Origin of the sequence: Sediminibacterium sp. C3, from assembly GCF_000508085.1 — a bacterium.
GTDB lineage: Bacteria > Bacteroidota > Bacteroidia > Chitinophagales > Chitinophagaceae > Sediminibacterium.
Window position 1 is genome coordinate 2,979,059 of record NZ_KI669560.1, and the last position, 23,480, is coordinate 3,002,538.

20 protein-coding genes are annotated in these 23,480 nt (G+C 41.1%); 10 read left to right on the plus strand and 10 right to left on the minus strand.

Going from position 1 to position 23,480, the window contains the following annotated elements; translation table 11 throughout:
- Nucleotides 1-62: 62 nt before the first annotated feature.
- Complete coding sequence (locus F777_RS0113975; RefSeq protein ID WP_026752587.1) at nucleotides 63-3,434, minus strand: vitamin B12-dependent ribonucleotide reductase; 3,372 nt, start codon at nucleotides 3,432-3,434, stop codon at nucleotides 63-65.
- Nucleotides 3,435-3,778: 344 nt separating this feature from the next.
- Here F777_RS0113975 and F777_RS0113980 point away from each other — a divergent pair, with 344 nt between their 5' ends.
- From F777_RS0113980 to F777_RS0114020, 8 genes are all read left to right on the plus strand, one after another.
- A complete protein-coding gene (locus F777_RS0113980; protein WP_026752588.1) occupies nucleotides 3,779-4,540 on the plus strand; it encodes a phosphoglycerol geranylgeranyltransferase in 762 nt (253 codons plus the stop codon).
- Nucleotides 4,541-4,546: 6 nt separating this feature from the next.
- Complete coding sequence (locus F777_RS0113985) at nucleotides 4,547-5,155, plus strand: alpha-ketoglutarate-dependent dioxygenase AlkB family protein (protein WP_037369538.1); 609 nt, start codon at nucleotides 4,547-4,549, stop codon at nucleotides 5,153-5,155.
- A complete protein-coding gene (locus F777_RS0113990) occupies nucleotides 5,152-6,402 on the plus strand; it encodes an NRAMP family divalent metal transporter (protein WP_026752590.1) in 1,251 nt (416 codons plus the stop codon). The genes F777_RS0113985 and F777_RS0113990 overlap by 4 nt, the downstream gene beginning before the upstream one ends.
- Before the next feature lie 50 nt (nucleotides 6,403-6,452).
- Nucleotides 6,453-7,406 carry a proline iminopeptidase-family hydrolase gene (locus F777_RS0113995; protein ID WP_026752591.1) on the plus strand — a complete coding sequence of 318 codons (954 nt, stop codon included), beginning with the start codon at nucleotides 6,453-6,455 and terminating at the stop codon, nucleotides 7,404-7,406.
- Nucleotides 7,403-8,011 (plus strand): universal stress protein, encoded by a 609-nt coding sequence (locus F777_RS0114000; RefSeq protein ID WP_026752592.1) that lies wholly within the window; start codon nucleotides 7,403-7,405, stop codon nucleotides 8,009-8,011. Before F777_RS0113995 ends, F777_RS0114000 begins: the two co-directional genes overlap by 4 nt.
- 228 nt (nucleotides 8,012-8,239) lie before the next feature.
- A complete protein-coding gene (locus F777_RS0114010; protein ID WP_026752593.1) occupies nucleotides 8,240-9,376 on the plus strand; it encodes a DmpA family aminopeptidase in 1,137 nt (378 codons plus the stop codon).
- The gene (locus F777_RS0114015) at nucleotides 9,373-10,206 is read left to right on the plus strand and encodes an aminotransferase class IV (protein ID WP_026752594.1); all 834 of its coding nucleotides are present in this window, start codon (nucleotides 9,373-9,375) and stop codon (nucleotides 10,204-10,206) included. Before F777_RS0114010 ends, F777_RS0114015 begins: the two co-directional genes overlap by 4 nt.
- A gap of 3 nt (nucleotides 10,207-10,209) precedes the next feature.
- Nucleotides 10,210-11,265 carry a proline iminopeptidase-family hydrolase gene (locus tag F777_RS0114020; RefSeq protein ID WP_026752595.1) on the plus strand — a complete coding sequence of 352 codons (1,056 nt, stop codon included), beginning with the start codon at nucleotides 10,210-10,212 and terminating at the stop codon, nucleotides 11,263-11,265.
- Here F777_RS0114020 and F777_RS0114025 read toward each other — a convergent pair.
- Genes F777_RS0114025 through F777_RS0114045 form a run of 5 tightly spaced genes read right to left on the minus strand, consistent with a single transcriptional unit; the run spans nucleotide 11,262 to nucleotide 14,763 of the window.
- Complete coding sequence (locus F777_RS0114025; protein ID WP_026752596.1) at nucleotides 11,262-11,837, minus strand: class I SAM-dependent methyltransferase; 576 nt, start codon at nucleotides 11,835-11,837, stop codon at nucleotides 11,262-11,264. The two genes, F777_RS0114020 and F777_RS0114025, sit on opposite strands and share 4 nt — an antisense overlap.
- A 40-nt stretch (nucleotides 11,838-11,877) precedes the next feature.
- The gene (locus F777_RS0114030) at nucleotides 11,878-12,537 is read right to left on the minus strand and encodes a hypothetical protein (protein ID WP_037369542.1); all 660 of its coding nucleotides are present in this window, start codon (nucleotides 12,535-12,537) and stop codon (nucleotides 11,878-11,880) included.
- Nucleotides 12,537-13,367, minus strand: a complete 831-nt coding sequence (locus F777_RS0114035) for an ABC transporter permease (RefSeq protein ID WP_026752598.1) — start codon at nucleotides 13,365-13,367, stop codon at nucleotides 12,537-12,539. The genes F777_RS0114030 and F777_RS0114035 overlap by 1 nt, the downstream gene beginning before the upstream one ends.
- On the minus strand, nucleotides 13,355-14,221 hold the full coding sequence (locus tag F777_RS0114040) for an ABC transporter ATP-binding protein (RefSeq protein WP_026752599.1): 867 nt from the start codon (nucleotides 14,219-14,221) through the stop codon (nucleotides 13,355-13,357). The genes F777_RS0114035 and F777_RS0114040 overlap by 13 nt, the downstream gene beginning before the upstream one ends.
- The gene (locus F777_RS0114045) at nucleotides 14,218-14,763 is read right to left on the minus strand and encodes a hypothetical protein (protein ID WP_026752600.1); all 546 of its coding nucleotides are present in this window, start codon (nucleotides 14,761-14,763) and stop codon (nucleotides 14,218-14,220) included. The genes F777_RS0114040 and F777_RS0114045 overlap by 4 nt, the downstream gene beginning before the upstream one ends.
- Before the next feature lie 103 nt (nucleotides 14,764-14,866).
- On the opposite strand from F777_RS0114045, the gene F777_RS0114050 reads away from it, so the two are divergent.
- Nucleotides 14,867-17,371, plus strand: a complete 2,505-nt coding sequence (locus tag F777_RS0114050) for a cation-translocating P-type ATPase (protein WP_026752601.1) — start codon at nucleotides 14,867-14,869, stop codon at nucleotides 17,369-17,371.
- Here F777_RS0114050 and F777_RS0114055 read toward each other — a convergent pair.
- The 3 genes from F777_RS0114055 to F777_RS0114065 are packed head-to-tail and all read right to left on the minus strand — an operon-like array spanning nucleotide 17,368 to nucleotide 20,525.
- Entirely contained in the window at nucleotides 17,368-18,660 is a 1,293-nt protein-coding gene (locus F777_RS0114055) for a M28 family metallopeptidase (RefSeq protein WP_026752602.1), read from the minus strand. The two genes, F777_RS0114050 and F777_RS0114055, sit on opposite strands and share 4 nt — an antisense overlap.
- A gap of 51 nt (nucleotides 18,661-18,711) precedes the next feature.
- Complete coding sequence (locus F777_RS0114060) at nucleotides 18,712-19,443, minus strand: LytR/AlgR family response regulator transcription factor (RefSeq protein ID WP_071790331.1); 732 nt, start codon at nucleotides 19,441-19,443, stop codon at nucleotides 18,712-18,714.
- A gap of 23 nt (nucleotides 19,444-19,466) precedes the next feature.
- A complete protein-coding gene (locus tag F777_RS0114065) occupies nucleotides 19,467-20,525 on the minus strand; it encodes a sensor histidine kinase (RefSeq protein WP_037369545.1) in 1,059 nt (352 codons plus the stop codon).
- A 154-nt stretch (nucleotides 20,526-20,679) separates the two neighbouring features.
- Between F777_RS0114065 and dxs the strand changes: the two genes are divergently transcribed.
- Complete coding sequence (gene dxs / locus F777_RS0114070) at nucleotides 20,680-22,614, plus strand: 1-deoxy-D-xylulose-5-phosphate synthase (protein WP_026752605.1); 1,935 nt, start codon at nucleotides 20,680-20,682, stop codon at nucleotides 22,612-22,614.
- Nucleotides 22,615-22,645: 31 nt separating this feature from the next.
- Here dxs and F777_RS16870 read toward each other — a convergent pair whose 3' ends face one another.
- Complete coding sequence (locus F777_RS16870) at nucleotides 22,646-23,473, minus strand: segregation and condensation protein A (protein WP_051408633.1); 828 nt, start codon at nucleotides 23,471-23,473, stop codon at nucleotides 22,646-22,648.
- Nucleotides 23,474-23,480: the final 7 nt, after the last annotated feature.

The following is a 23,480-nucleotide window of genomic DNA, read 5'->3' on the forward strand; positions in this document are numbered from 1 at the left end:
AAAAAATCTCCTCCGGAGCAAGTCCAAAGGAGATATTAGGGCAGGGATTAACTGCTATCGAATTAACTGCAACCCATGCTGGTACCGCAGTTCAAACACTTGTAACAGGTTCCGCTTCTGATGGTTAAATGACCGCAAGTGCTGCAAGCAGGCGCATCGCTCTGCATGCTCTTGGCAGCTGCATTCACCGCATCCATTCCGCTATTACCCGCAGCTGCTGTTGTAGTAGCTGCTCTTTGTAATTTAGGAGAAGCAGGACCTTCTGCAGGGCTTGCATTAGGTGAAGGAGCCGTTACTCTTACACTACTCAACTCGGGCTTTCCCAAAAAAGTAGCATCTCCCTCCTCTCCTGTATTACCTACAGTGGGTCTGTCCAGTACATGAACCAAATCGGTTCTGTTCAGGTATTCGTAGCCCAATGCACGGAACACAAAGTCTACCAATGAAGTGGTGGTTTTGATATTCGGATGGTCTACCATACCAGCTGGCTCAAAGCGGGTGAAAACAAACTTATCTACAAACTCTTCCAACGGAACACCATATTGTAATCCTACAGATACAGCAATGGCAAAACAGTTCATCAAGCTGCGAAGAGTAGAACCTTCTTTCGCAAGATCAATGAAAATTTCTCCCAATGTACCATCACTGTACTCACCGGTTCTTAAGAAAACTACTTGGCCGCCAATCTTTGCTTTCTGCGTAAATCCTCTTCTCTTGGCTGGTAAAGATTTTCTTTCAACGATTCTGGATAAAGCGCGCTTCAATTCTGTATCGGTTGAAGCGGTCATGCGCTTGGTTACTTCTTCCAGTAACTCATCTACGGTTAGCTGACCCAAGTCAACAATGGTAGATGCTTCAGCTACTGGAGTTTCTTCTGCAGCAGTTACTGTGGCCGTATCTTCTGTTTTCTTTTTCTTTTCACTCTTGTTGCTCAAAGGCTGGCTTAGTTTAGAACCATCGCGGTATAAAGCATTTGCTTTAAGACCCAACTGCCAGCTAAGCATATAGCAATCTGCAATTTCTTCCACAGTTGCTTCATGAGGCAGGTTAATGGTTTTGGAAATAGCACCGCTTAAGAATGGCTGACAAGCGGCCATCATTCTGATATGCCCGTAAGCATGAATATATCTTTCTCCCTTCTTACCACATTTGTTGGCACAATCAAATACAGGCAGGTGAGCATCTTTTAGGTATGGAGCCCCTTCTACGGTCATGGTACCACATACATAATCATTGGCTGCTTCAATTTCGTCTTCGGTAAAGCCCAATGCTTCCAGTAAGTTAAAGCTCCAGTCTTCGTACTGTGCCGGACTAAAGCCCAGGCGCTGCATGCACTCATCACCCAAAGTGAATCGGTTGAAGATGAAAGCAATTTCAAATGCGGATCTGGCGGCTCCGTTTAATTTTTCAATTTCAGCTGCGGTAAATCCTTTGACAGCCAAACTTGCATTGTTGATGAAAGGTGCATTTTCAAAGCTGGCAGCACCAACAGCATATTGTTCAATGGCTTTGGCTTCAGCATCATTGTAACCTAAATTCTTCAAGGCCTGAGGAACAGACTGGTTGATGATTTTGAAATAACCACCACCACTTAGTTTTTTGAATTTCACCAAAGCAAAATCCGGTTCAACACCTGTTGTATCGCAATCCATTACCAGACCAATGGTACCAGTAGGTGCAATCACCGTCGTCTGGGCATTGCGGTAGCCGTACTTTTCGCCTAACTGTACTGCATCATCCCAGGCACGGGTAGCTGCTTTCAACATATAGTCAGGACAGTACTGTGCTTTAATTCCCTGTGGTTTAATTTCAAGACCTACATAAGCTTCTGTTGCATCGTAAGCAGCAGCGCGGTGGTTGCGCATTACGCGTAACATGTCTTCCTTGTTTTCTTCATACTTGTCAAAAGTGCCAAGGAAGGAAGCCATTTCCGCAGAAGTTTTGTAAGCAACCCCGGTCATAATAGCTGAGATCGCACCAGCAATGCCTCTTGCTTCTTCGCTATCATAAGCAATACCGCTCACCATTAGCATAGAACCCAGGTTGGCAAAGCCAAGACCCAACGTTCTGTAATCGTAAGACAATTGTGCTACTTCTTTAGATGGGAACTGAGCCATCAATACGGAAATCTCCAACACAGTCGTCCACAAACGGGTAGTGTATTCAAATCCTTCTACATCAAAAATATTGGTATCATCATTGTGAAACTTGCGAAGGTTGATGGAAGCAAGGTTACATGCTGTATTGTCTAGGAACATGTATTCTGAACAAGGGTTGGAGGCATTGATGCGACCACCTTTTGGACAGGTATGCCATTCGTTGATAGTGGTATCGTACTGTGTACCGGGATCTGCACAACGCCATGCTGCGTAAGCAATTTTATCCCAAACTTCTCTGGAAGGGATTTTCTTCATGACTCTGCCATCGGTTCTGGCTTTCAATTCCCAGTCTCTTCCTTCTTCCAAAGCATGGAAGAATTCGTTGGGTATTCTTACTGAGTTATTGGAGTTCTGACCAGATACGGTTGCATACGCTTCTCCTTCATATCCATTATCGTAACCAGCAGCTACCAGTGCAGCCACTTTTTTCTCTTCTTCTACTTTCCAGTTGATGAATTCCATGATTTCCGGATGATCTAAATCCAGACAAACCATTTTAGCCGCACGACGGGTTGTACCACCACTTTTAATAGCACCCGCAGCACGATCACCAATTTTCAGGAAACTCATCAAACCACTGGAAGTACCACCACCACTTAACTTCTCTCCGCTACCACGAATCTGAGAAAAGTTGGTACCTACGCCTGAGCCGTATTTGAAAATTCTGGCTTCACGGGTCCACAAGTCCATGATACCACCTTCGTTCACCAAATCATCGCTTACGCTAAGAATAAAACATGCATGCGGCTGAGGACGCTCATACGCATTGGTTGATTTCTTTAATTTTCCATCTTTAGGATCTACATAGTAGTGACCCTGGGGTTTACCGGTGATACCATACACTTCGTGCAATCCGGTATTGAACCACTGTGGTGAATTGGGAACGCATGCCTGATTCAGAATGCTATACGCCAATTCATCATAAAATACCTGTGCGTCTTTTTCGCTGGCAAAATAGCCATAGCGTTCACCCCATACTCTCCAGCAATGGGCCATTCTATGAGCAACTTGTTTTACACTGGTTTCTCTGCCTAAAGAGCCATCGGGTTGTGGCACACCTGCTTTTCTGAAATATTTCTGAGCAAGAATATCTGTAGCAATCTGGCTCCATTGCTTGGGAACCTCTACATTATTCATTTCAAAAACTTTTTCACCGTTTGGATTTTTAATTACGCTGTCGCGGTAATCGTATTCAAACATATCATAAGGGCTTACACCATCTTTGGTGAAGCGGCGGCTGAATTGCAAGCCTTTGGGAGTGCGTGGATTAGGCATATCGAAATAGTGGTTTAAATTGAATTTAACAGTTTTCCCAAAACCGTGTTAAATCGGTCGGTTGACGAAAATATCCTTCCATTTTCAAAATCCAATAGTGGAAATATGCACAGCTTGTGGATAAGGAAGGAGGATAATTTCAGAGCTCAAATCCACATTGAATTTCCCTGATTATACACAGGTGTCAATAAGATTTTTAGGTAATATTGCAGAAATGAAAGGTTGATGTTTTTAGCCCAAAAAGTTAAACAATCCTGCATTTACCTCCCCCCGACATTGGCAACCGCATTTAAAATGCTTTAAACGAAAACTTTTCTGCATTTTTGTACCACCATCCTATAAGAATGAAGCAAAACATTTATCATCAATTCATTACCAAAAAAAGTTCGGGGAAAAAATCCTTTGCCGTACTGATTGACCCTGATAAGGTGAATGCCAAAAGCATTGCGGAATTGGTAAAATTGTCGATTGAAGCGAAAGTGGATTATTTCTTTGTGGGCGGCAGTCTGGTCATTTCTCATCACTTGGATGAATGTATCCAGCAAATAAAAGCCGCCTGTTCCATACCTATCATCTTATTCCCGGGCTCTCCTTCCCAGGTAAGCAAATACGCAGACGCATTGTTGTACCTGTCTTTGATTTCCGGAAGAAATCCCGAATTACTGATTGGACAACATGTAATTTCTGCACCCTTCGTTAAAAAATCCGGTCTGGAAATTATGCCAACCGGGTATATGGTAATTGACGGAGGTGCCCCCACAACGGTTAGTTATATCTCCAATGCCTCTCCTATTCCTGCTGACAAAAGCGAAATTGCCATGTGTACAGCCATGGCAGGCGAAATGCTGGGCATGAAACTGATATACATGGATGCAGGTAGCGGAGCCAGAAGACCCATTACCGAACATATGATTGAAAAAGTGGCCCAGCATATTGATGTACCACTGATTATCGGAGGAGGTATTGTTGACCCTGAGAAAGCATACCTGAACTGTAAAGCGGGTGCCGATATCATTGTGGTTGGCAATGCAATAGAAAAAGATTTCTCCCTGATTTCCGAAATCAGTGCTGCTATTCATTCTGTTGCCAATGTTAATGCAGGTTAATTAACCATGTTGAGCCTTTTCCCCATTGCAAATGAACCACAACAACTATTACCTTTTGATGGTCTGGCCATTTATTATGGTAGTGTTTTTTCATCCATAGAAATACAAGATTTCAAGAAACAGCTTTTAGAAGAAATTGCCTGGGAGAACGACCAGATCCGCATGTTCGGCAAAGAGATTATTACCAAAAGAAAAGTGGCCTGGTATGGAGCCCAGCCTTTTTTATACCGATATTCCAACAGCACAAAAACAGCTTTGCCATTTAACGGCACACTGAATCTTATTCGACAATCCATTGAATCCATTTCCGGAGAAAGCTACAATTCCTGTTTACTGAATTTGTATCATAACGGTGAAGAATCCATGGGCTGGTATAGCGATAATGAAAAGGAATTAAAGAAAAACGGAGCCATTGCTTCTGTTAGTTTTGGAGCAGCAAGAAAGTTTTGTTTTAAACACAGAAAGACCCAGGAAAAAAAAGAAATACTGCTCGAAAACGGAAGCCTGCTGGTGATGAAGGGCTCTATACAGGAAAACTGGCTGCATCAGTTGCCCCCGTCCAAAAAAATAAAGGAGAACAGAATCAATTTAACTTTCCGAACCATTGTATCATGAAGTCATCCCCCAATATATTTCAAAAATTCTGGAAGAACCTGGGGCCGGGGCTGGTTACCGGATCCAGCGATGATGATCCCTCTGGCATAGCCACTTATTCTCAGGCAGGTGCACAATTTGGACTGGGAACACTCTGGGCTGCTTTATTAACTTTCCCCATGATGGCTGCTGTTCAGGAAATGTGTGGCCGAATTGGACTGGTTACTCAAAAAGGGCTCACGGGAACCTTGAAAGCGCATTATTCCAAACCCGTTTTATATGGTGTTGTATTGTTGAGTTTTCCTGCTATCATTTTAAATATTGGAGCCAATATTGCGGGTATGGGCGCCGTGGGCAACTTGCTTTTCCCTTCCATCGATGCCAATTTTTTCAGTGCCGGTTTTACCATGATTCTGCTGGTGTTGATTATTTATCTGCCCTATGAAAAAATTGCTTCCGTACTAAAATACCTTTGTCTGGTATTGTTGTTTTACATCATTGTCCCTTTCCTATATAAACAGGACATCAAAGCCATTTTAAAAAATACTTTCTTACCTGAAATTCAATTGAACAAAGCATACCTGGCCATGCTGGTTGCCATTCTAGGCACCACTATTTCACCCTATTTATTTTTCTGGCAAGCCACCATGTCAATTGAAGATTTAAAACACCGTAAACAAAAACTGGTAGTAAACAAGAAAGTAATCGCTGCCATGAAACAGGATATTGATACCGGCATGCTGTTTTCGAACATTGTGATGTACTTTATAATATTGGCAACTGGTACAGTATTATTCAATGCTGGCATTCATCAGATTGATACTGTTGAAGATGCTGCCAAAGCACTAAAACCTTTGGCCGGTGATGCTGCATATATTTTGTTTGCGTTGGGCATTATTGGCACCGGATTCCTGGCAATACCGGTACTCAGTGGAGCCCTGTCTTACATGATTACAGAAATTTTCAATTGGGAAAACGGACTGGATAAAAAATTCCACGAAGCCAAAGCTTTCTATACCATCATCACCCTTTCACTTATTCTGGGTCTTGGTATCAACTACTTGGGCATATCTCCCATTAACGCACTCATTTATTCAGCCATTTTATATGGACTAACAGCGCCCGTTCTGATTGCTGTGATTCTGCATATTTCCAATAATAAAAAAATCATGGGGCAATATAGAAATGGACTTTGGAGCAATGTTTTTGGACTGCTTGCCTTTGTAATAATGTCTCTTGCTGCTGTTGGCTTATTCCTCTTTCAATAATTTTAAATTGCTGTATCTTTAAACAGAGGGAAGCTAATTGCCCTGACATTATGTTTTTAAAGACATTGCATCTAACTGTTGTTTTAACCCTTCTCTGTTTCAGCAGTTTTTCACAGCTGAAAGAAGAGGAAGGCTATGTTCCGGTTACCGGCGGAAAAATCTGGTACCGCGTTATGGGAAAAGGCAAAGGACTGCCACTTCTGTTAACTCATGGAGGTCCCGGAGGAACCAGTCGTTCTTTTTATCAATTTGTATCAATGGGAAAAGACCGACCCATTATTTTGTTTGATCAACTGGGCAGCGGAAGATCAGGATACCATACCGATACCAGCTTATTGAAAGTTCCTTTTTTTGTTGAGCAGGTAAAAGCATTGGTAGATCATTTATCGCTGGATTCGTTTTACCTGCACGGTCATTCCTGGGGTACAGCACTGGCCTTTGAATATTATTTAAAATACCCCAAAGGCATCAAGGCAATTATATTCAACAGCCCGTATTTCAGCACAGAGGTCTGGAAAAAAGATGCAGATACTTTAATCAGCAGTCTGCCTTTATCTATTCAGAAAGCTATTGCAGAAGGTGAAAAAACCAGTGACTTCAATGCCGAAGCTTACCAAAATGCCAATACCGTTTTTGCGAAAAATTTTGGTGTTCGCAATACCAGACTAACCAGTCCTTGGGATACGGCAACTGCACCCAGCAATGGTTTTATTTATAATTATATGTGGGGGCCAACTGAGTTTACGGCAACCGGCACTTTAAAAAACTATGATAGAATTGGTAGCTTATCTTCCATTACTGTACCTACACTTTTTATTACGGGTGAATATGACGAAGCAAGACCCGCTACGGTTGCCCGATTAAGCAAGCTGGTGAAGCAAAGTAAGTTCGAAATAATAAAAGGGGCAGGACATGGTACCATGCACGACAATCGTGCAGAGAACATTCGGTTTATAACATCCTTTTTACAATCTTTAGAAAAAACTAATCCAAGATCAAAATGAAAATTTTAGTCCCCACTGATTTTTCAGACAATTCCAAAGCTGCCCTTTTTTTCGCAGCCAGTCTGGCAAAACAGATTCCCAACACAGCAGTCGTATTTTATTCTGCAGTTACCTTAATGCAACCAGATACCTGGAATCTTTCCTTCTATCAGGAATATGAAAAAGAAGAGAAAAAAAGATTGACACAGTCACTGGAAAAATGGGTGAAATCTACCTTAGGAAGCCAGTTAAAATATTTGTCTTCCTGCAAATACCAGATTGATTTTGTACCAGGTACAGAACAGGCCATTATAAAGGCTTCTTTAAAAAACAAATGCCAATTTATCTGCATTGCCACCAATGGTGCCGGCGTCTTAAGAAAGCTGATGGGCACCCACACCGCTTATCTGGTGAATCATTCCCCTGTACCTGTTCTGGCCATTCCTTCAAAATACAAAGCAAGTCCCCTGCAAAGTATTCTCTATGTTTCCGACTTTGAAAATCTGAACAATGAATTAAAAAAAATAAGTTCATTCACCGGCACATTAAAAGCCAATATAAAAGTATTGCACTATGCCAGGATGGGGGTAAATCATCCTGAAACAAAAAGAAAGCCGCTTTATTAGAACAGGAAAAGTATCAGCATATAACACCTGTTATCCTTCCAACCCATCTTGAATCTTCTTTGATTGAACGGCTTACTAAGTTTATTAAAAAAGAAAAGCCCGGATTGGTTGTACTGTTCACCAAACAGAAGAAAGGATTTTTCGAAAGATTATTCCTTCCCAGTAAATCTGCTGAATTAACCTATTCTACCAAGGTCCCTACTTTGATTTTTCCAAAATAAAGCAGGCATGAAAAATAGGCTTATCCTTATGCTGACCTTGGGAGTACTTGGAACAGTGCGGGAGTCTGCTGCGCAGGAAAAGCAAAGACCCAGGGATATGGGGATTGTAATTGGTGTTTTACCTACCGGCCAATACAATAGCATCATTGATGTTAATGGTGTGGCTGTTGGTCATACTACACTTGTAAAAGCAGACTCTGTAAGAACAGGCGTAACGGCAATTCTGCCGCATACCGGCAATCTCTTTCAGCGCAAAGTTCCGGCAGCCATTTATACCGGCAATGGATTTGGAAAGCTGGCGGGAAGTACGCAGGTAAACGAACTGGGAAATCTGGAAACACCGATAATTTTAACGAATACCTTAAGTGTTCCGAATGCCATGAATGCATTGATCAGCTATACCCTTAGTTTACCTGGCAATGAAAGAGTAAGTTCTGTAAATGCAGTAGTGGGTGAAACCAATGATGGATATCTGAACGATATCAGAGGCAGGCATGTTAAAGAAGAACATATTTTATCAGCTATTAGCAACGCAAGCACGAATAATCTGGAAGAGGGCTCCATTGGAGCTGGCACAGGTACGGTATGTTTTGGTTTTAAAGGGGGGATTGGAACTGCCTCCAGAAAACTTCCCGCGAAACTGGGCGGATACACAGTTGGGGTAATGGTTCAATCCAATTTTGGCGGGGTACTTAGTATTGACGGTGTTTCTGTTGGAGAGTATTTAAAAAAATTCAGCTTTAGCAATCAACTATTGAATAATGTAGATGGCTCCTGCATGATGGTTGTTGCAACAGATGCCCCGCTGGATCACAGGAACCTCATGCGACTGGCCAAAAGAGCTATGTTGGGATTGGGAAAAACAGGAGGTATTGCTTCGAATGGTAGCGGAGATTATGTGATTGCTTTTTCTACTGCTGCTGAGAATCAGATTCCGCATCAGCCTGCTACTGCAACACAAACCTTTCTGAATCTGCACAACGACAACACTTCCCAGTTATTTATGGCGGCCATTGAAGCTACTGAGGAAGCCATCATTAATTCATTGTGGATGGCCAATACAACCATCGGTATAAAAGGGAACAAGGCAGAACGCATACCGGTTGAAAAATTATTGCCCCTATTAACAACAGAAAAAAAATGACCAAGTTGTTTGTATTTATAAATAATGAATTGCTACCTGCTGAGGAAGCAAAACTTTCTGTTACCGACCTTGCCATTCAAAGAGGGTATGGGATTTTCGATTTTCTGGTAGTAGTGAAGGGGAGTCCTATTTTTTTAGACGACCACCTGAATCGTTTTTATCATTCTGCTGCCGCCATGCACCTTCCGGTAGCCCTGAACAAAGATGAATTAACCAGGGCTATTCATCTTTTAATAGAGAAAAACCAGCTATTGAATGCAGGCATACGAATCACCCTAACAGGTGGCGATTCTCCGGATGGGTACAGTATTGGAATTCCGAATTTAATCATTACACAAAATCCATTTCAGTATACCTACACTTCACCTCTGAAAGGCATCCGTTTAATTACGCACGAACACCAGCGACAATTGCCGCATATTAAAACCATTGATTACGCAAAAGCCATTTATTTACAACCCACCATTAAGGCTGCTGGGGCTGATGATGTATTGTACCATAACGCAGGAATAATTACCGAATGCCCCCGATCTAATTTTTTTATTGTCAATAAGAAGCGAGAAGTAATTACGCCCGACAAACAGGTACTGGCGGGTGTTACAAGAGCTAAAATATTGTTGAATAAGCAGTTTGTTGTTAAGGAAGAACCCATTGCATTAGAGGCTTTGGCCAATGCAGAGGAAGCATTCATTACCAGCTCCACCAAAAATGTATTGCCCGTGATTGCAATAGACGGGAAACCCATTGGGAATGGTGCTCCGGGGCCAGTTACCCAACAATTGCTCCAGTGGATAATACAGGAAAAAGGCATATTATTAACCAATTCATAAAACATGAAAAAACTGTTAACTCTATTCTCAATGGTAGCAATTGCTTTTATTAGCAGCTGCAAACAAGACAATGCAACAGTAGCTGCCAGTAATGAATACTTCAAGCCACATTCTACTGGTCTTCAGAACGGTAATGTTCAATTGATTCCCATTCAAACACCCAAAGGCAGTTTCAATGTTTGGACAAAAAGAATCGGGAATAATCCTAAAATGAAAATCTTATTATTGAACGGAGGACCAGGAGCCACGCATGAATACTTTGAATGTTTTGAAAATTTTCTTCCTGCAGAAGGAATAGAAATTATTTATTTCGATCAACTAGGATGTGGCAACTCGCAGAATCCGAAAGACAGTAGTCTGTTTGATTTAGCCAGATATGTAGACGAAGTAGAGCAGGTAAGAAAAGCCTTGCAATTGAATAAGGATAATTTTTACTTGCTGGGACATAGCTGGGGTGGAATCCTTGCCATGGAATACGCATTGAAATACCAGGACAATTTAAAAGGTGTAATCATTTCAAATATGATGAGCGATGCGGTGGAATATGGAAAGTATGCAGACGAAGTTTTAGCTAAACAGATGGATCCGGCAATCCTTAACGAAGTAAGGACTCTGGAAGCCAAAAAAGAATTCAGCAATCCTAAATACATGGAATTGCTGCAATCTCATTTTTATACCCAACACGTGTTAAGATTGCCATTAAACGAATGGCCTGAACCCGTGAATCGTTCTTTTGCCAAAATGAATCAGGACCTCTATGTAACCATGCAGGGGCCCAGCGAATTTGGCATTGCCGGCAAACTGGCTACCTGGTCTGTAAAAAATCAATTGAGTCAAATTAAAGTGCCAGCCCTGGTAGTGGGGGCAGCACATGACACCATGGATCCCAACCATATGAAATGGATGGCGGAAACATTGCCCAATGGCACTTACTTGTTTTGCCCTAAAGGAAGTCATATGAGCATGTATGATGATCAGGAAACCTATTTTAAAGGCTTAATTCATTTTATGAAAGGAGTAAACAACGGAGAAACCAAAAATATTGTACCTCAATCCTAAAGTTTAATCCAGAACTTCAGGTCTTCATTGGACCCAATGCCCACCACTTCATAACTGGTGGGCATTTCATTTTCTGTACTATGAAAAGTGGCAATCCTTGTGCCAGCAGGCATTTTTTTTAACGCCTTGTACAAATTGCGATTATACGTATGAAACAAGGCATTCGAAATGGGCACTGAGTCATCAATCAGATCGCTGAGTTCCAGGTGTTCATAAAAGGAGTTATAAAAATAAAAATGATGGTAAGCCGAAAAATCAATGGTACTGAAATTTCCTTCAAAGAAATGGGTATTCGTTATGCCCAATTGCCCCGCCAGGTTGGTGGCAATGGAATTCAGGGACGCACGATGTTCAACACCTGCAAAAAAAGCATGGGTATGAAAATGAGCTCCAATTAAACAAAATTTTCCGACTCCACTCCCAATATCCAGAATGCGGGGGGAGTCTCCTACTGCCAGAAATTGAGCTGCTTCCTTGGCAACTGACAAGGGAGTCCAGTGACGACTGGCCAGCTGTGCAATATGTGCAGGATACAGGGAATCGAAAGCCGCATCCGAACTAAATGGATCCATGTAGCAAAGTTCGCAAAATTAACCGGCTAATGCGGGGAATTTACAAGAGGGTTTTGATTTGGTAATTACTCATGGTTAAATAAATGGCGCCGGTTTTGGATCCGGCGGCACGCATTTTTTTTCTGTCTATATCGGTATCTTTTCCCATGAAATTAATAGGAATCCTGATTTTCTCAATTTCAAAGTTTACGGTTACTTTATCGGGTAATACTTTCTGATCCTGGTTGTATTGAAAATGCACTGTATAAGAACCGTCTTTCTTGGTATTGATTTCTGAAGCTACCAACCTTCTGAGCCGGGTATCCATCCAGACGGTGGCTATAGAAAAATCAGCCCGTTTATCTGTCGGAATAATATTAATGACTTTACAATTTCTACCATCCTGCATTTCCATTCCCCTATCCACGGTAATGAAATCGTATTCCAGCAAACTATTCAGGGAAAAGTCCAGACCCCGCTTGGGGAGCATCACAAAATCACCTGAAGAAAATTTTACTTTCTGTCCCCTGGTATACATCATCTGTGCCTTCTTAACAGGCATGTTAATAAAAGAAATATCCACCGACAAGGTCAACTGAGTGGAGAAGGATTGAATAGAATCGAGCCGACTCTTCAATTTTAATAAGTCAGGATCTACCGGTTGCGCAAAAACATTACCCAGTAATACCTGAGAAAACAGAAACAAAAATAATTTTCTCATTATCCAATATCTTTTCGATGAAACCAATAAATACCAGCCCCCATAAATAACAAACTATACGCAATGGACAAGAAACTATTGAATTGTATTTGCCCCCAATTAATCTGATAATAAAAGAAATATTGCCAGGTATCATTCAATTTGGCAAAGAATATTGTATTGAACCAATTATCTCCAAAATCAACCTTAAGCAAAATATTAGAGAGAATCAGAAAGAAAGCAGAAACTATCCATGTTTTTGCTGCTTCTTTAAAAAGAACAGCAATGGTTAAACTGGCCACAGAAAAAAAGACCATGGACAATGCCCCTGAAACAAATGACCATCTTAATCGATAATACGCATCCGATGCATCAAAAAAATTCAAGCCATTCAGATATACTACCAAGTCGCCCTTTCCAAAGAAAAAATAGGAAAGACCAAATGAACTGATGGCCAGTGCAAATACAACCAGCAGGGTAAATCCAATGGCAACAATATATTTACTCAAAATAAATTTCCATTTGCTCACGGGTTGCAGCATAATGGTCTGTAATGTGCGGTCTTTGTATTCTGCCGTTAACATACCCGAAACCACTATCATCAATATCAATGGCAAATGAAACCAGAGCGTATTTAAAATCAGATACACTAGTAAATTTCCGTTCAACAGGGTACCCTCAAAATAAAATCTTTGCTTTAAATTTTCCAGTAACAAATCAATAATATTCGTACCCTGAAAATAGGCACTGACTAAAATAATGGCTTCTATGGAAAACAATGCCCCAATTGCATAATAGGTTTTCCCCTGTCGAAACAGTTTGAATATTTCTGCTTTAATTAAGGCGTACATTCCGTATTGGTTTCAAAAAGTTTTTCCATACTCAATTCCGGAGTACAAGACGTAATAAAAATATTCTCATCATGCAATTGCTGAATCAATGCCGGCACTTTTGTTGCATCAATCCTTACCATGGCACAATTTCCTTTAAAAGAGACCGGATATGAAGAAAGGCAGGCCGCGTTATGAATACCGGGCGCACAAATGCTATAAACCAGGGTATTGGCTGCAATTAAATCCTGTGTTGGTCCGCTGTTTACCAACTGGCCATTTTTCAATACATAAAGCTTATGACAGAGTTTACTCAATTCTTCAATGATATGCGAAGAGAGAATAATGGCCAATCCCTCTTTCTCTGCCAATGCTGCAATCAGATTCCTGAGTGAACTTACCCCCATTGGATCCAGTCCGGTAAAGGGTTCGTCTAACACCAAACAAGAAGGATTATTTAACAGAGCAATGGCAATGCCCAGTCTTTGTTTCATACCCATGGAAAAATGAGCAACGGGATCCATACGGTCGGTAGGCAAGCCCACTTTTTCTAACTGTGCAGCAATCTCCTTTTTCGTCAGCTTTAATTCCTGAATACTCGAGAACAAATGAATATTATCGTAGGCGTTTAAATATTCGTACAGAGCAGGTTTCTCTATGATTCCACCAATGGGTTTTACTGCATTATCCGGTAAAACTACCGAACCACTGTCGGGCGTTACCAGACCAAAAAGAATTTTAAATAAAGTGGTCTTGCCTGCGCCATTGGCACCCAGCAATCCACATATCTCTCCTGCCCCACAGCTGATACTAACCTTATCCAATACTTTCCGGCCTTGGTAGGTTTTGCTGATTTCAATGCCTGCTATACTCATGCCTGCAAAGCTAATTGTTCGTAATCGGAATATTTAAAGCGTGGCTTATAATTGGGTTCCAGAAAAGTTCTGGACCAGAAATGTTTTTTGAACCCAAACCAGGGATCCTTAATCATAAAATAAGGAACATAGTGATACCATTTAACCCCCTTGGCTTTGTGATAGGCTTTTACTTCGTCCTCAATACCCAATTCCCTGGCAGCTTCCAATGCAGCCATCCGCTGACATTTGGAACCAATATAGGTATCCACAATTCTTCTGTTAAATCCATGCATGAAAAACTGATCCTTGGCTCTTTTGTAATTCTGAAACCGGCTCCATCCATCTGCCAGTACCAGAAATATATGGATGAAGGAAAACATAAAACTCCATGCCCAGAAAAAAATGACCCAGGCCGCTGCAAACTGGATGGCTTCATTCAACTTGACCCAATAAAACCAGGATTCAACAACGAATATGATCAGTGAATAATACAATAGTCTACCTACGCGCAAATATGATACTACAGGATGCGGTTGTTTAGGTAAGAAAGTAAAATGCATAGTATTAAAGTTAACAAACCCAACTATTCAAATCAAATATTTTCTTGCTATTTATGCCGATAATATATGCCTTACCTTCATATTGAAATCCATATTACAGGCCATGTCATCTACACCATTCGAATTAAAAGGTCTTTCAGCCGAGGAGGTTAAGGAAGCAAGACTAAAGCACGGGAACAATCAGCTGCAATTTACTTCTAAAAATAATTTTCTGGAAACGATTAAGGCGGTTTTAAAAGAGCCTATGATTATTCTGCTGTTTGTTGCAGCTTTCATTTATTTTATTACCGGCAATGCCGGAGATGGCTTGTTTTTGACTGTAGCCATTTTACTGGTGGCTGCCATTTCTATATTTCAGGACTCGCGCAGCAAAGCAGCTTTAGAGAAATTGCAGGATTTTACTCAGCCTTATTGTAAAGTAATCCGTAACCATGAAATTGTTTCCATCCATGTAGATGAACTGGTAATTGGCGACTACCTGATGATGGAAGAAGGCAGTTCTGTGTCTGCAGATGGAATCATTGTCCGATCCAATGATTTCTCGGTAAACGAATCTATTCTTACCGGAGAAAGTTATGCGGTTGATAAAACAGCAGAGGCAGGTAATAATGAAGTATACAGAGGCTCCTATGTGGTAGGCGGACTGGCGATTGCAGTTGTTACAGCGGTAGGCAATGCATCCAAACTGGGGAAAATTGGCAAGAGCCTTGCAGATATTGATGCAGAACCCACTCCGCTGGAGCAGCAGATCAATCGATTTGTAAGAAATATGGCCATTGTCGGTATCATCGTTTTCTTAATTGTTTGGCTCATCAACTTTCAGTTATCAAATAATGTATTGGGCAGCTTGCTGCAGGCATTAACCCTGGCGATGAGTATTCTGCCTGAAGAAATTCCGGTAGCATTTACCACATTCATGGCACTGGGTGCCTGGAGACTGATGAAAATGGGTATTGTGGTAAAACAGATGAAGACAGTAGAGACCCTGGGAAGCGCCACTGTTATTTGTACAGATAAAACAGGTACGCTTACTGAAAATAAAATGAGTATTGCAGGACTGTACAATATCCAAACTGAAACCCTTTTTCAAACAGAGGATTTACAAAAAAACAGATCAGCCTATGAAGAGCTGATCAGTTATGCCATGTGGTCAAGCGAACCCATACCTTTTGATCCCATGGAGATATCCATCCATGATTTCTATAAAGAAACTGCGGCAACAGATCGCAGGTCCGAATTCAATATGGTGCATGAGTACCCTTTATCGGGTAAGCCCCCCATGATGACCCATATTTTTAAAAATCAGCAAGGGCAACAAATCATTGCTGCCAAAGGGGCTCCTGAAGCCATCCTCTCTTGCTGTAATATCAATCACGAAAAAAGACTGGCAACGGAGAATGCCATTCAGACTTTTACAAAAAAAGGATATCGGATACTCGCAGTAGCAGAAGCCATTTTTAGTGGCAACAACTATCCTGCGCAACAACAGGACTTTATTTTTGAATTGAAAGGAGTGGTTGCTTTTTATGATCCTCCCAAGAAAAATATTGCAGCCGTTTTAAAAGATTTTTATCGGGCAGGTATTCAGGTAAAAATTATTACCGGGGACAATGCAGCTACCACCAATTCAATCGCTCAGCAAATTGGTTTTAGGAATACAGGTTCTTTAACCGGAGATGAACTTATGGCTTTGAACGATGATGAGATAAAGCCTGCAGTAGCTAAAACAGCCATTTTTACCCGCATGTTCCCGGAAGCCAAATTGCGCATCATCAATGCACTCAAAAGCAATGGCGAAATTGTGGCCATGACGGGAGACGGCGTAAATGATGGTCCTGCTTTAAAAGCGGCTCATATAGGTATTGCCATGGGAAAGAAAGGAACAGAGATTGCCAAACAGGCGGCTTCGCTGGTTTTGGTAGAGGATGATTTGGCCAAGATGGTGGAAGCCATATCTATGGGAAGAAAAATCTATGCCAACTTAAAAAAAGCCATTCAATATATTATATCCATACATATACCCATTGTATTAACTGTATTCATTCCTTTGATGTTGGGCTGGATCTATCCCAATATTTTTACGCCCGTACACGTCATTTTCCTGGAATTAATCATGGGACCTACCTGTTCTATTATTTATGAAAATGAACCAATGGAAAAAAATACTTTGTTACAGGCACCTAGGCCATTGACCAGCACTTTTTTTAACTGGAAGGAATTAACTACCAGTATGATTCAGGGATTATTAATAACTGCAGGTACACTATATACCTACCAGATTGCAGTGAAACAATCCTATGATATTGAAACTACCAGAGCCATGGTTTTCAGCACACTGATTTTTGCGAATATCTTTTTGACCCTTATCAACCGATCTTTTTATTATTCCATTTTCAGCACCCTGTTTTACAAAAACAACTGGATCTATGGAATTATATTTACTACGCTGGTTTTACTGGCTGCCCTAATTTACATAGAGCCCTTCGCAAGATTCTTTGGATTCAAGCCCTTGCAAGTGGCAGACCTTCTCCTTTGCCTCTGGATTGGAGCTGCATCCGTACTCTGGTACGAAATTATAAAATGGATGAAGCGGTTGAACAGTAATTAACGCAAGTTACTCGCATCAACCCTGGAAGGGGTTTCCTTACCACCGATGATTCCTCTTGCACTCAAAGCAATGGAACGAATGATCTGCGTCATGTTCGGGATGTCGATGGTGCTTAATTCATCAGAAGCTTTGTGATAATAAGGATCCACATCAATCTTAGTTGTTGAAATGGTATGTGCCGGAACGCCCAGACGTGCTAGGGTTGCATTGTCCGAGCGATAGAATAAATTCTGAGAAGGATAAGGATCAGGATAAAAGGTAAAATTCGTACCCGCTAAGTTTTGCTGTAAAATTTTACCCATATCGGTTTTTTCATACCCGGTAATGAAAGCACTGTTCTTGCCCCACTTGCTTTCACTTCCAATCATTTCAATATTAAACATTGCTTTTACGGTTAATGGATCAAACTGTTTGGAGAAATACTGAGCCCCAAATCCACCTACTTCTTCAGCAGTAAACGCAACAAAAATTAAAGTGCGTTCATTGTTTTTGGCTGCCGCATAATACTTGGCCAATAACATCATAGCGGTGGTTCCAGCAGCATCATCATTGGCTCCATTGTAAATGGAATCATTGTTCACCATATTCCGGGTATTGATACCCAGGTGATCGTAATGTCCGGAAAAGATTACAAATTCATTGGGCAAAGACTTTCCAGGAATCATACCCACAACATTGGCCAGTTTCATTTCCTGAATCTCGTGTTTCGCATCAATGGTTAAAGACTTTACAGTTGTTTCAGTAGTTAGAATAAATACAACAGACTTATCGGAATAAAACATATTGCCCTTCAATTGCGCCAGTCTTCCAAAATTGCTGCTGAAAGAAGTATCCACCAAAACGATTGTGTTTTTTGTTAAGCCGCTGTATTTTCTGGCTTCAGCAAAAAGGTTAGCGCCCTTTTCAATTTGAACCACTTCGTATCCTGACTTTTCAGACACCTGCAAATCCTTGCTGCAGGTAACCGCCATAATTTGTTTGGTATCCAGCGCAGATTCATTCAGCATTCCGGAAGCACTGATGAATTTAGGTCTGATCATGGCAAAAGACTGTAAAAAATCTTTATTGCCTTTCAAAGGCTGTATGCCATAAGACTTGAATTCGGATGCAATGAATGCAGCCGCTTTGTCAATCCCTTTGGTAAAAGTTCTTCTGCCTTCCATTTCATCCGAAGCCAGGGTTCCTAATACACGTTCTACTTCAGCATCGGTTACGATGGTTTTTAAATCCTGTGCAACAGCTGTAAAAACAGATACCAGTAATCCGAGGGATAAAACAATCTTTTTCATATAAAAATATTAGTAAGTGCTTGGTGAAAATAAAAGGTCTAAAGGAAAAAATTATAAACTCATCATCTCTTTGAACTTTACGGTTTGTCTGCGGCTGACTTCAATCTTCTCGCCTCCTTTCAAATCCAGAATCAGCCCACCATTAAAATAAGGTTCAATTTTTTCAATCCATCTCAGATTAATGATATGCTTGCGATTAGCTCTGAAAAACATACGATCATCCAGTCTTTCTTCCAGTGCATTCAGTGATTTTAAAATCAAAGGCTTATTGGTTCCAAAAAACACTTTGGCATAATTGCCCACACTTTCAAACAAACGGATTTCTCCCAGCTTCACAAACCAGCAACGCTCTCCGTCTTTTACAAAGACCTGATCGTGTTCGGTAAGCGGACCACGATTCGACCCGGTAAGACCAATTTTTTCCTTGTATAATTCAGCTTGTAATTTTTGAATGGCATCCGATAATCGCTTGGGTTCAATCGGCTTCAATAAATAATCCAGCGCATTCACTTCAAAAGCTTTAATAGCATATTCATCGTAAGCGGTGGTAAAAATTACTTTGGGCGCTTTCTCTACTTCAGCCAGTAAATCAAATCCGGTTTTACCAGGCATCTGAATATCCAGAAATATCAAATCCGGATTCAGGGTTTCTATTTTTTCAATGCCCTCATCTACATTGGTTGCTTCATCTATCACTTCAATATCCCCATGATCCTGCAACAATTTTTTCAATTCATTTCTCGCCAGTCTTTCATCATCAATAATAATTGCTTTGATTGCCATAATTGCTGATTGTATTATTCTAATTAAGCCGGTACTCCCTGTACGGGCATGATAATTTTTGCTTCTACCCAATTGTTCCCCTTGTCTTCAATCGTAAACCGGGCTTTATCGCCGAACAACAACTTCAAACGGCTGCGGGTACTTTTTAAACCAAACCCTTGCGAGTCGGCAATTTCGGTAATAGTTCCGGTATTCTGCACAATCAATTCGTGATGAGATTCTCTGAAATCTGAAATAATGCGAATCATCCCTCCCTCTTTGGCCTTGCTCAACCCGTGCTTAATGGCATTTTCTACCAGGGTTTGCAACATCATCGGAGGTATGGGCTGATCAAGAGTATCTTCATCAATATCATATTCCACTTGCAAACGATCTTCAAAACGAATATGTTCCAGTGCCAGATAATCCTTTACAATATTCAGCTCTCTTTCAAAGGGAACTGTCTCCTGTTTCTCGGCCTGCATGCTGCTGCGAAGTAAATTACTGAGTTCAGTAATGGCCGTTCTGGCTCTTTCCGGATTCTCATCTACTAAAGCACGGATACTATTGAGCGCATTAAAAATAAAATGCGGGTTGATATGGCTTTTGATGGTTTTTAATTCCATCTCTTTTACCAGACTTTCCAGTTTAATTTTCTGGAACTCCGTTTTGGTGCCCAATTCTATATAGTGCCACAAATAATAAATAGACACCCAAACCAGTATCAAGGGAGAATCAGAGACAAGATTCACCAGGAATCTTTTTTCAACGGAAACCTTGGTTTTGGGATTGTAGAGGCCTAACCACTCTGCAATTGCCGAATTAGTCAGGTTAAATAAAACAATAATAGATAATAAAACAACAGTAAACTGAACCCATTTACGGGACAATTCCGGAGGTAATAAATGAAATAGTTTGATAAGCTCCCTTAAAACATGGGTAAAAAACAAACCAGAAATAATGATAACCAGTAGCTTAGGATAAAAAATGCTATTGATTTTACTGTCAAACACAAAAGCAAAGAATACCATGGTTACTCCATAGAGCAGCCAGCCACCCAGCTGACACCACCAATACAAGACCGCTTTGCTTTTTGTTCTCATCTTTACAAAGCTAAATATAGCTAAGCCCTTGAAAAGGAAGAAATTGGATTAAAGGTAAAATCGGGGGGTGGTTGGCTTAAATTAAAGTAAGCAATGGGCGAACCTTCCTTTTTAAGCTTTGTTATTGTATTTTTACTTACTAAATAACCCAATAATGGAGTTTGTTCCTGGTCCTTTACTCAAGAATATCAATAGCCCTGAAGATTTAAAGAAACTCAGCAGAGCCCAATTACACCAGATTTGCGACGAATTAAGACAATATATCATAGATGTCGTAAGTGTGCACGGCGGACATTTTGCTGCCAGCCTGGGGGTAGTGGAATTATCTGTGGCACTTCATTATGTGTACAATACGCCCTATGACCAATTGGTATGGGACGTAGGCCACCAGGCTTATGGCCATAAAATTCTAACAGGCAGAAGAGATCAGTTTCCCACCAACCGTAAATACAAAGGGTTGAGCGGATTCCCTAAAAGGTCGGAAAGCGAGTACGATACTTTTGGCGTGGGGCATTCATCCACTTCTATTTCTGCTGCTTTGGGGATGGCCATCGCTGCCAAATACAAGGGCGAAAACAGAAAATCAGTAGCCGTTATCGGAGATGGATCCATGACAGCAGGTATGGCTTTTGAAGCCATGAACCATGCGGGTGTGGCAGACAGCGATGTATTGATTATTTTGAACGATAACTGCATGAGCATCGACCCGAATGTGGGCGCGTTGAAGGAATATTTAACCGATATCAGTACTTCCCCAACCTACAATAAAGTAAAAGACGAAATCTGGAACCTGATGGGTAAATTGCCTGTTGGAAAAAATTTCAGCCGCGAAATGGCGTCTAAAATGGAAGCCAGCATTAAAGGGGTGGTCAACAAAAGCAGCAACTTATTCGAAGCCTTAAAGCTTCGCTATTTTGGGCCCATTGATGGTCACAATATCACCAAGTTGGTAGATACCCTGAAGGATTTAAAAGACATACCTGGTCCTAAATTGCTGCATATCATAACCACCAAGGGTAAAGGATATGAACTGGCTGAAAAAGACCAGACCAAGTGGCATGCACCTGGTTTGTTTGATAAAGTAACCGGTGAAATTCTAAAGAAAAAAATCGACACCCCTCAACCACCCAAGTACCAGGATGTGTTTGGACATACCATGATTGAACTGGCAGAAGCCAATGAAAAAATCATGGGTGTTACGCCTGCTATGCCCAGTGGTTCATCCTTAAAATTCATGATGGATAAAATGCCCGATCGCGCATTCGATGTGGGCATTTGTGAACAACATGCAGTAACCGTTAGTGCGGGTTTGGCCACACAGGGTTTGCGTGTGTTCTGTAATATTTATTCCTCTTTCATGCAGCGTGCCTACGATCAGGTGGTGCACGATGTTGCTTTACAAAAATTACCTGTTGTATTTTGCTTAGACCGTGCAGGATTGGTGGGAGAAGACGGACCTACGCATCATGGTTGTTATGATATTGCATACATGCGTTGCATTCCTAATTTGATTATTGCAGCTCCGATGAACGAGAAGGAACTACGCAATCTCATGTACACTGCGCAACTGGAAGAAACACAATATCCTTTTGTGATTCGTTATCCAAGAGGCGAAGGAACCATGCCGGAATGGAGAACGCCATTTGAATCATTGCCCATTGGTAAGGGAAGAAAATTAAAAGACGGTAAAGATGTTGCCATTTTAAGCTTCGGCCATCCGGGTAATTTTGCACAGGCTGCCATCCGTAGTTTAAGAACAGAAGGCATAGATCCTGCGCATTATGATTTGCGTTTTGTAAAACCGATTGACGAAGATTTATTACACGAAGCTTTCAGCAACTATTCCAAAATTGTTACCGTTGAAGACGGTACGGTTGTGGGTGGATTTGGATCGGCTTTGTTAGAATTCATGAACGCGAACGGATACAAGGCGGATGTAAAAATCTTAGGTATTCCGGATCGTTTAGTAGAGCACGGCAGCCCGAAAGAGCTGCACAGAGAATGTGCTTATGATGCAGAAGGTATTGCGGATGCAGTTCGGGAACTCATGAAAGACAAAGTAAATATCGCTTCAAGTATATTGGGATAATAAAAAGGGTAGTGAAATCACTACCCTTTTTTTATGCTTCTTCTGCATCCAAATCGTTTTCCTGTTCGGTTCTTTCTTCTTCGGTCAACCCTTCATCAGCAATATCTGCTTCCCGGTTTTCATTCCATTCTACAATGAAATTATTCATGCCCTGTCCTACCAACAGCTTCATGTATTTCTGCTGAGACAATTCTAAAATGGATAAGAATAAAAAGATCGCATGAATTCTGTCTTCGCAGATTTCAAATATTTTTTCAAAAGCCACCGTCTTTTCTCTGCCGATAAAATCCAACATATAATCACGGCTGCCTTCCATGGTGTAGTTGTAGCGGACTACGGTGTGCACGGGCTTATTCTGACGGTCGTGCACGCGCTGCATTACTTTTTCAAACGCTTTCATGAGTTTGAACAAAGTAATATTCTGAATTTCTGTTCCTTCGGAAGCTTCTTCGCCAATGGATGCCACTTCTTTTTGCAGATTTCCGCGCTTCACCATCAACATACGCATGGCTTCCATTTCTGCCATTTGAACAGCGGCTTCCTTGAACTTTTTGTATTCAAGGATTTTGTCAATCAATTCCTGACGGGGATCAATTTCATTACCCGCCGCATCTACTTCTTTTCTTGGCAATAACAATCTTGCCTTGATGCGCATTAATGTGGAAACAAACAAGATAAATTCAGAGCTCAGTTCAATATTTAGTTTTTCTGAACTGTGAATGAATTCCAGAAAGTCATTGATGATTTTGGTTATGGGAATATTATAAATATCCAGCTCATCCCTTTCAATAAAGAACAATAAAAGGTCAAAAGGTCCTTCAAACTGATCTAACTTAATTTGATAATTAACAGTGCTCACGTTCCGG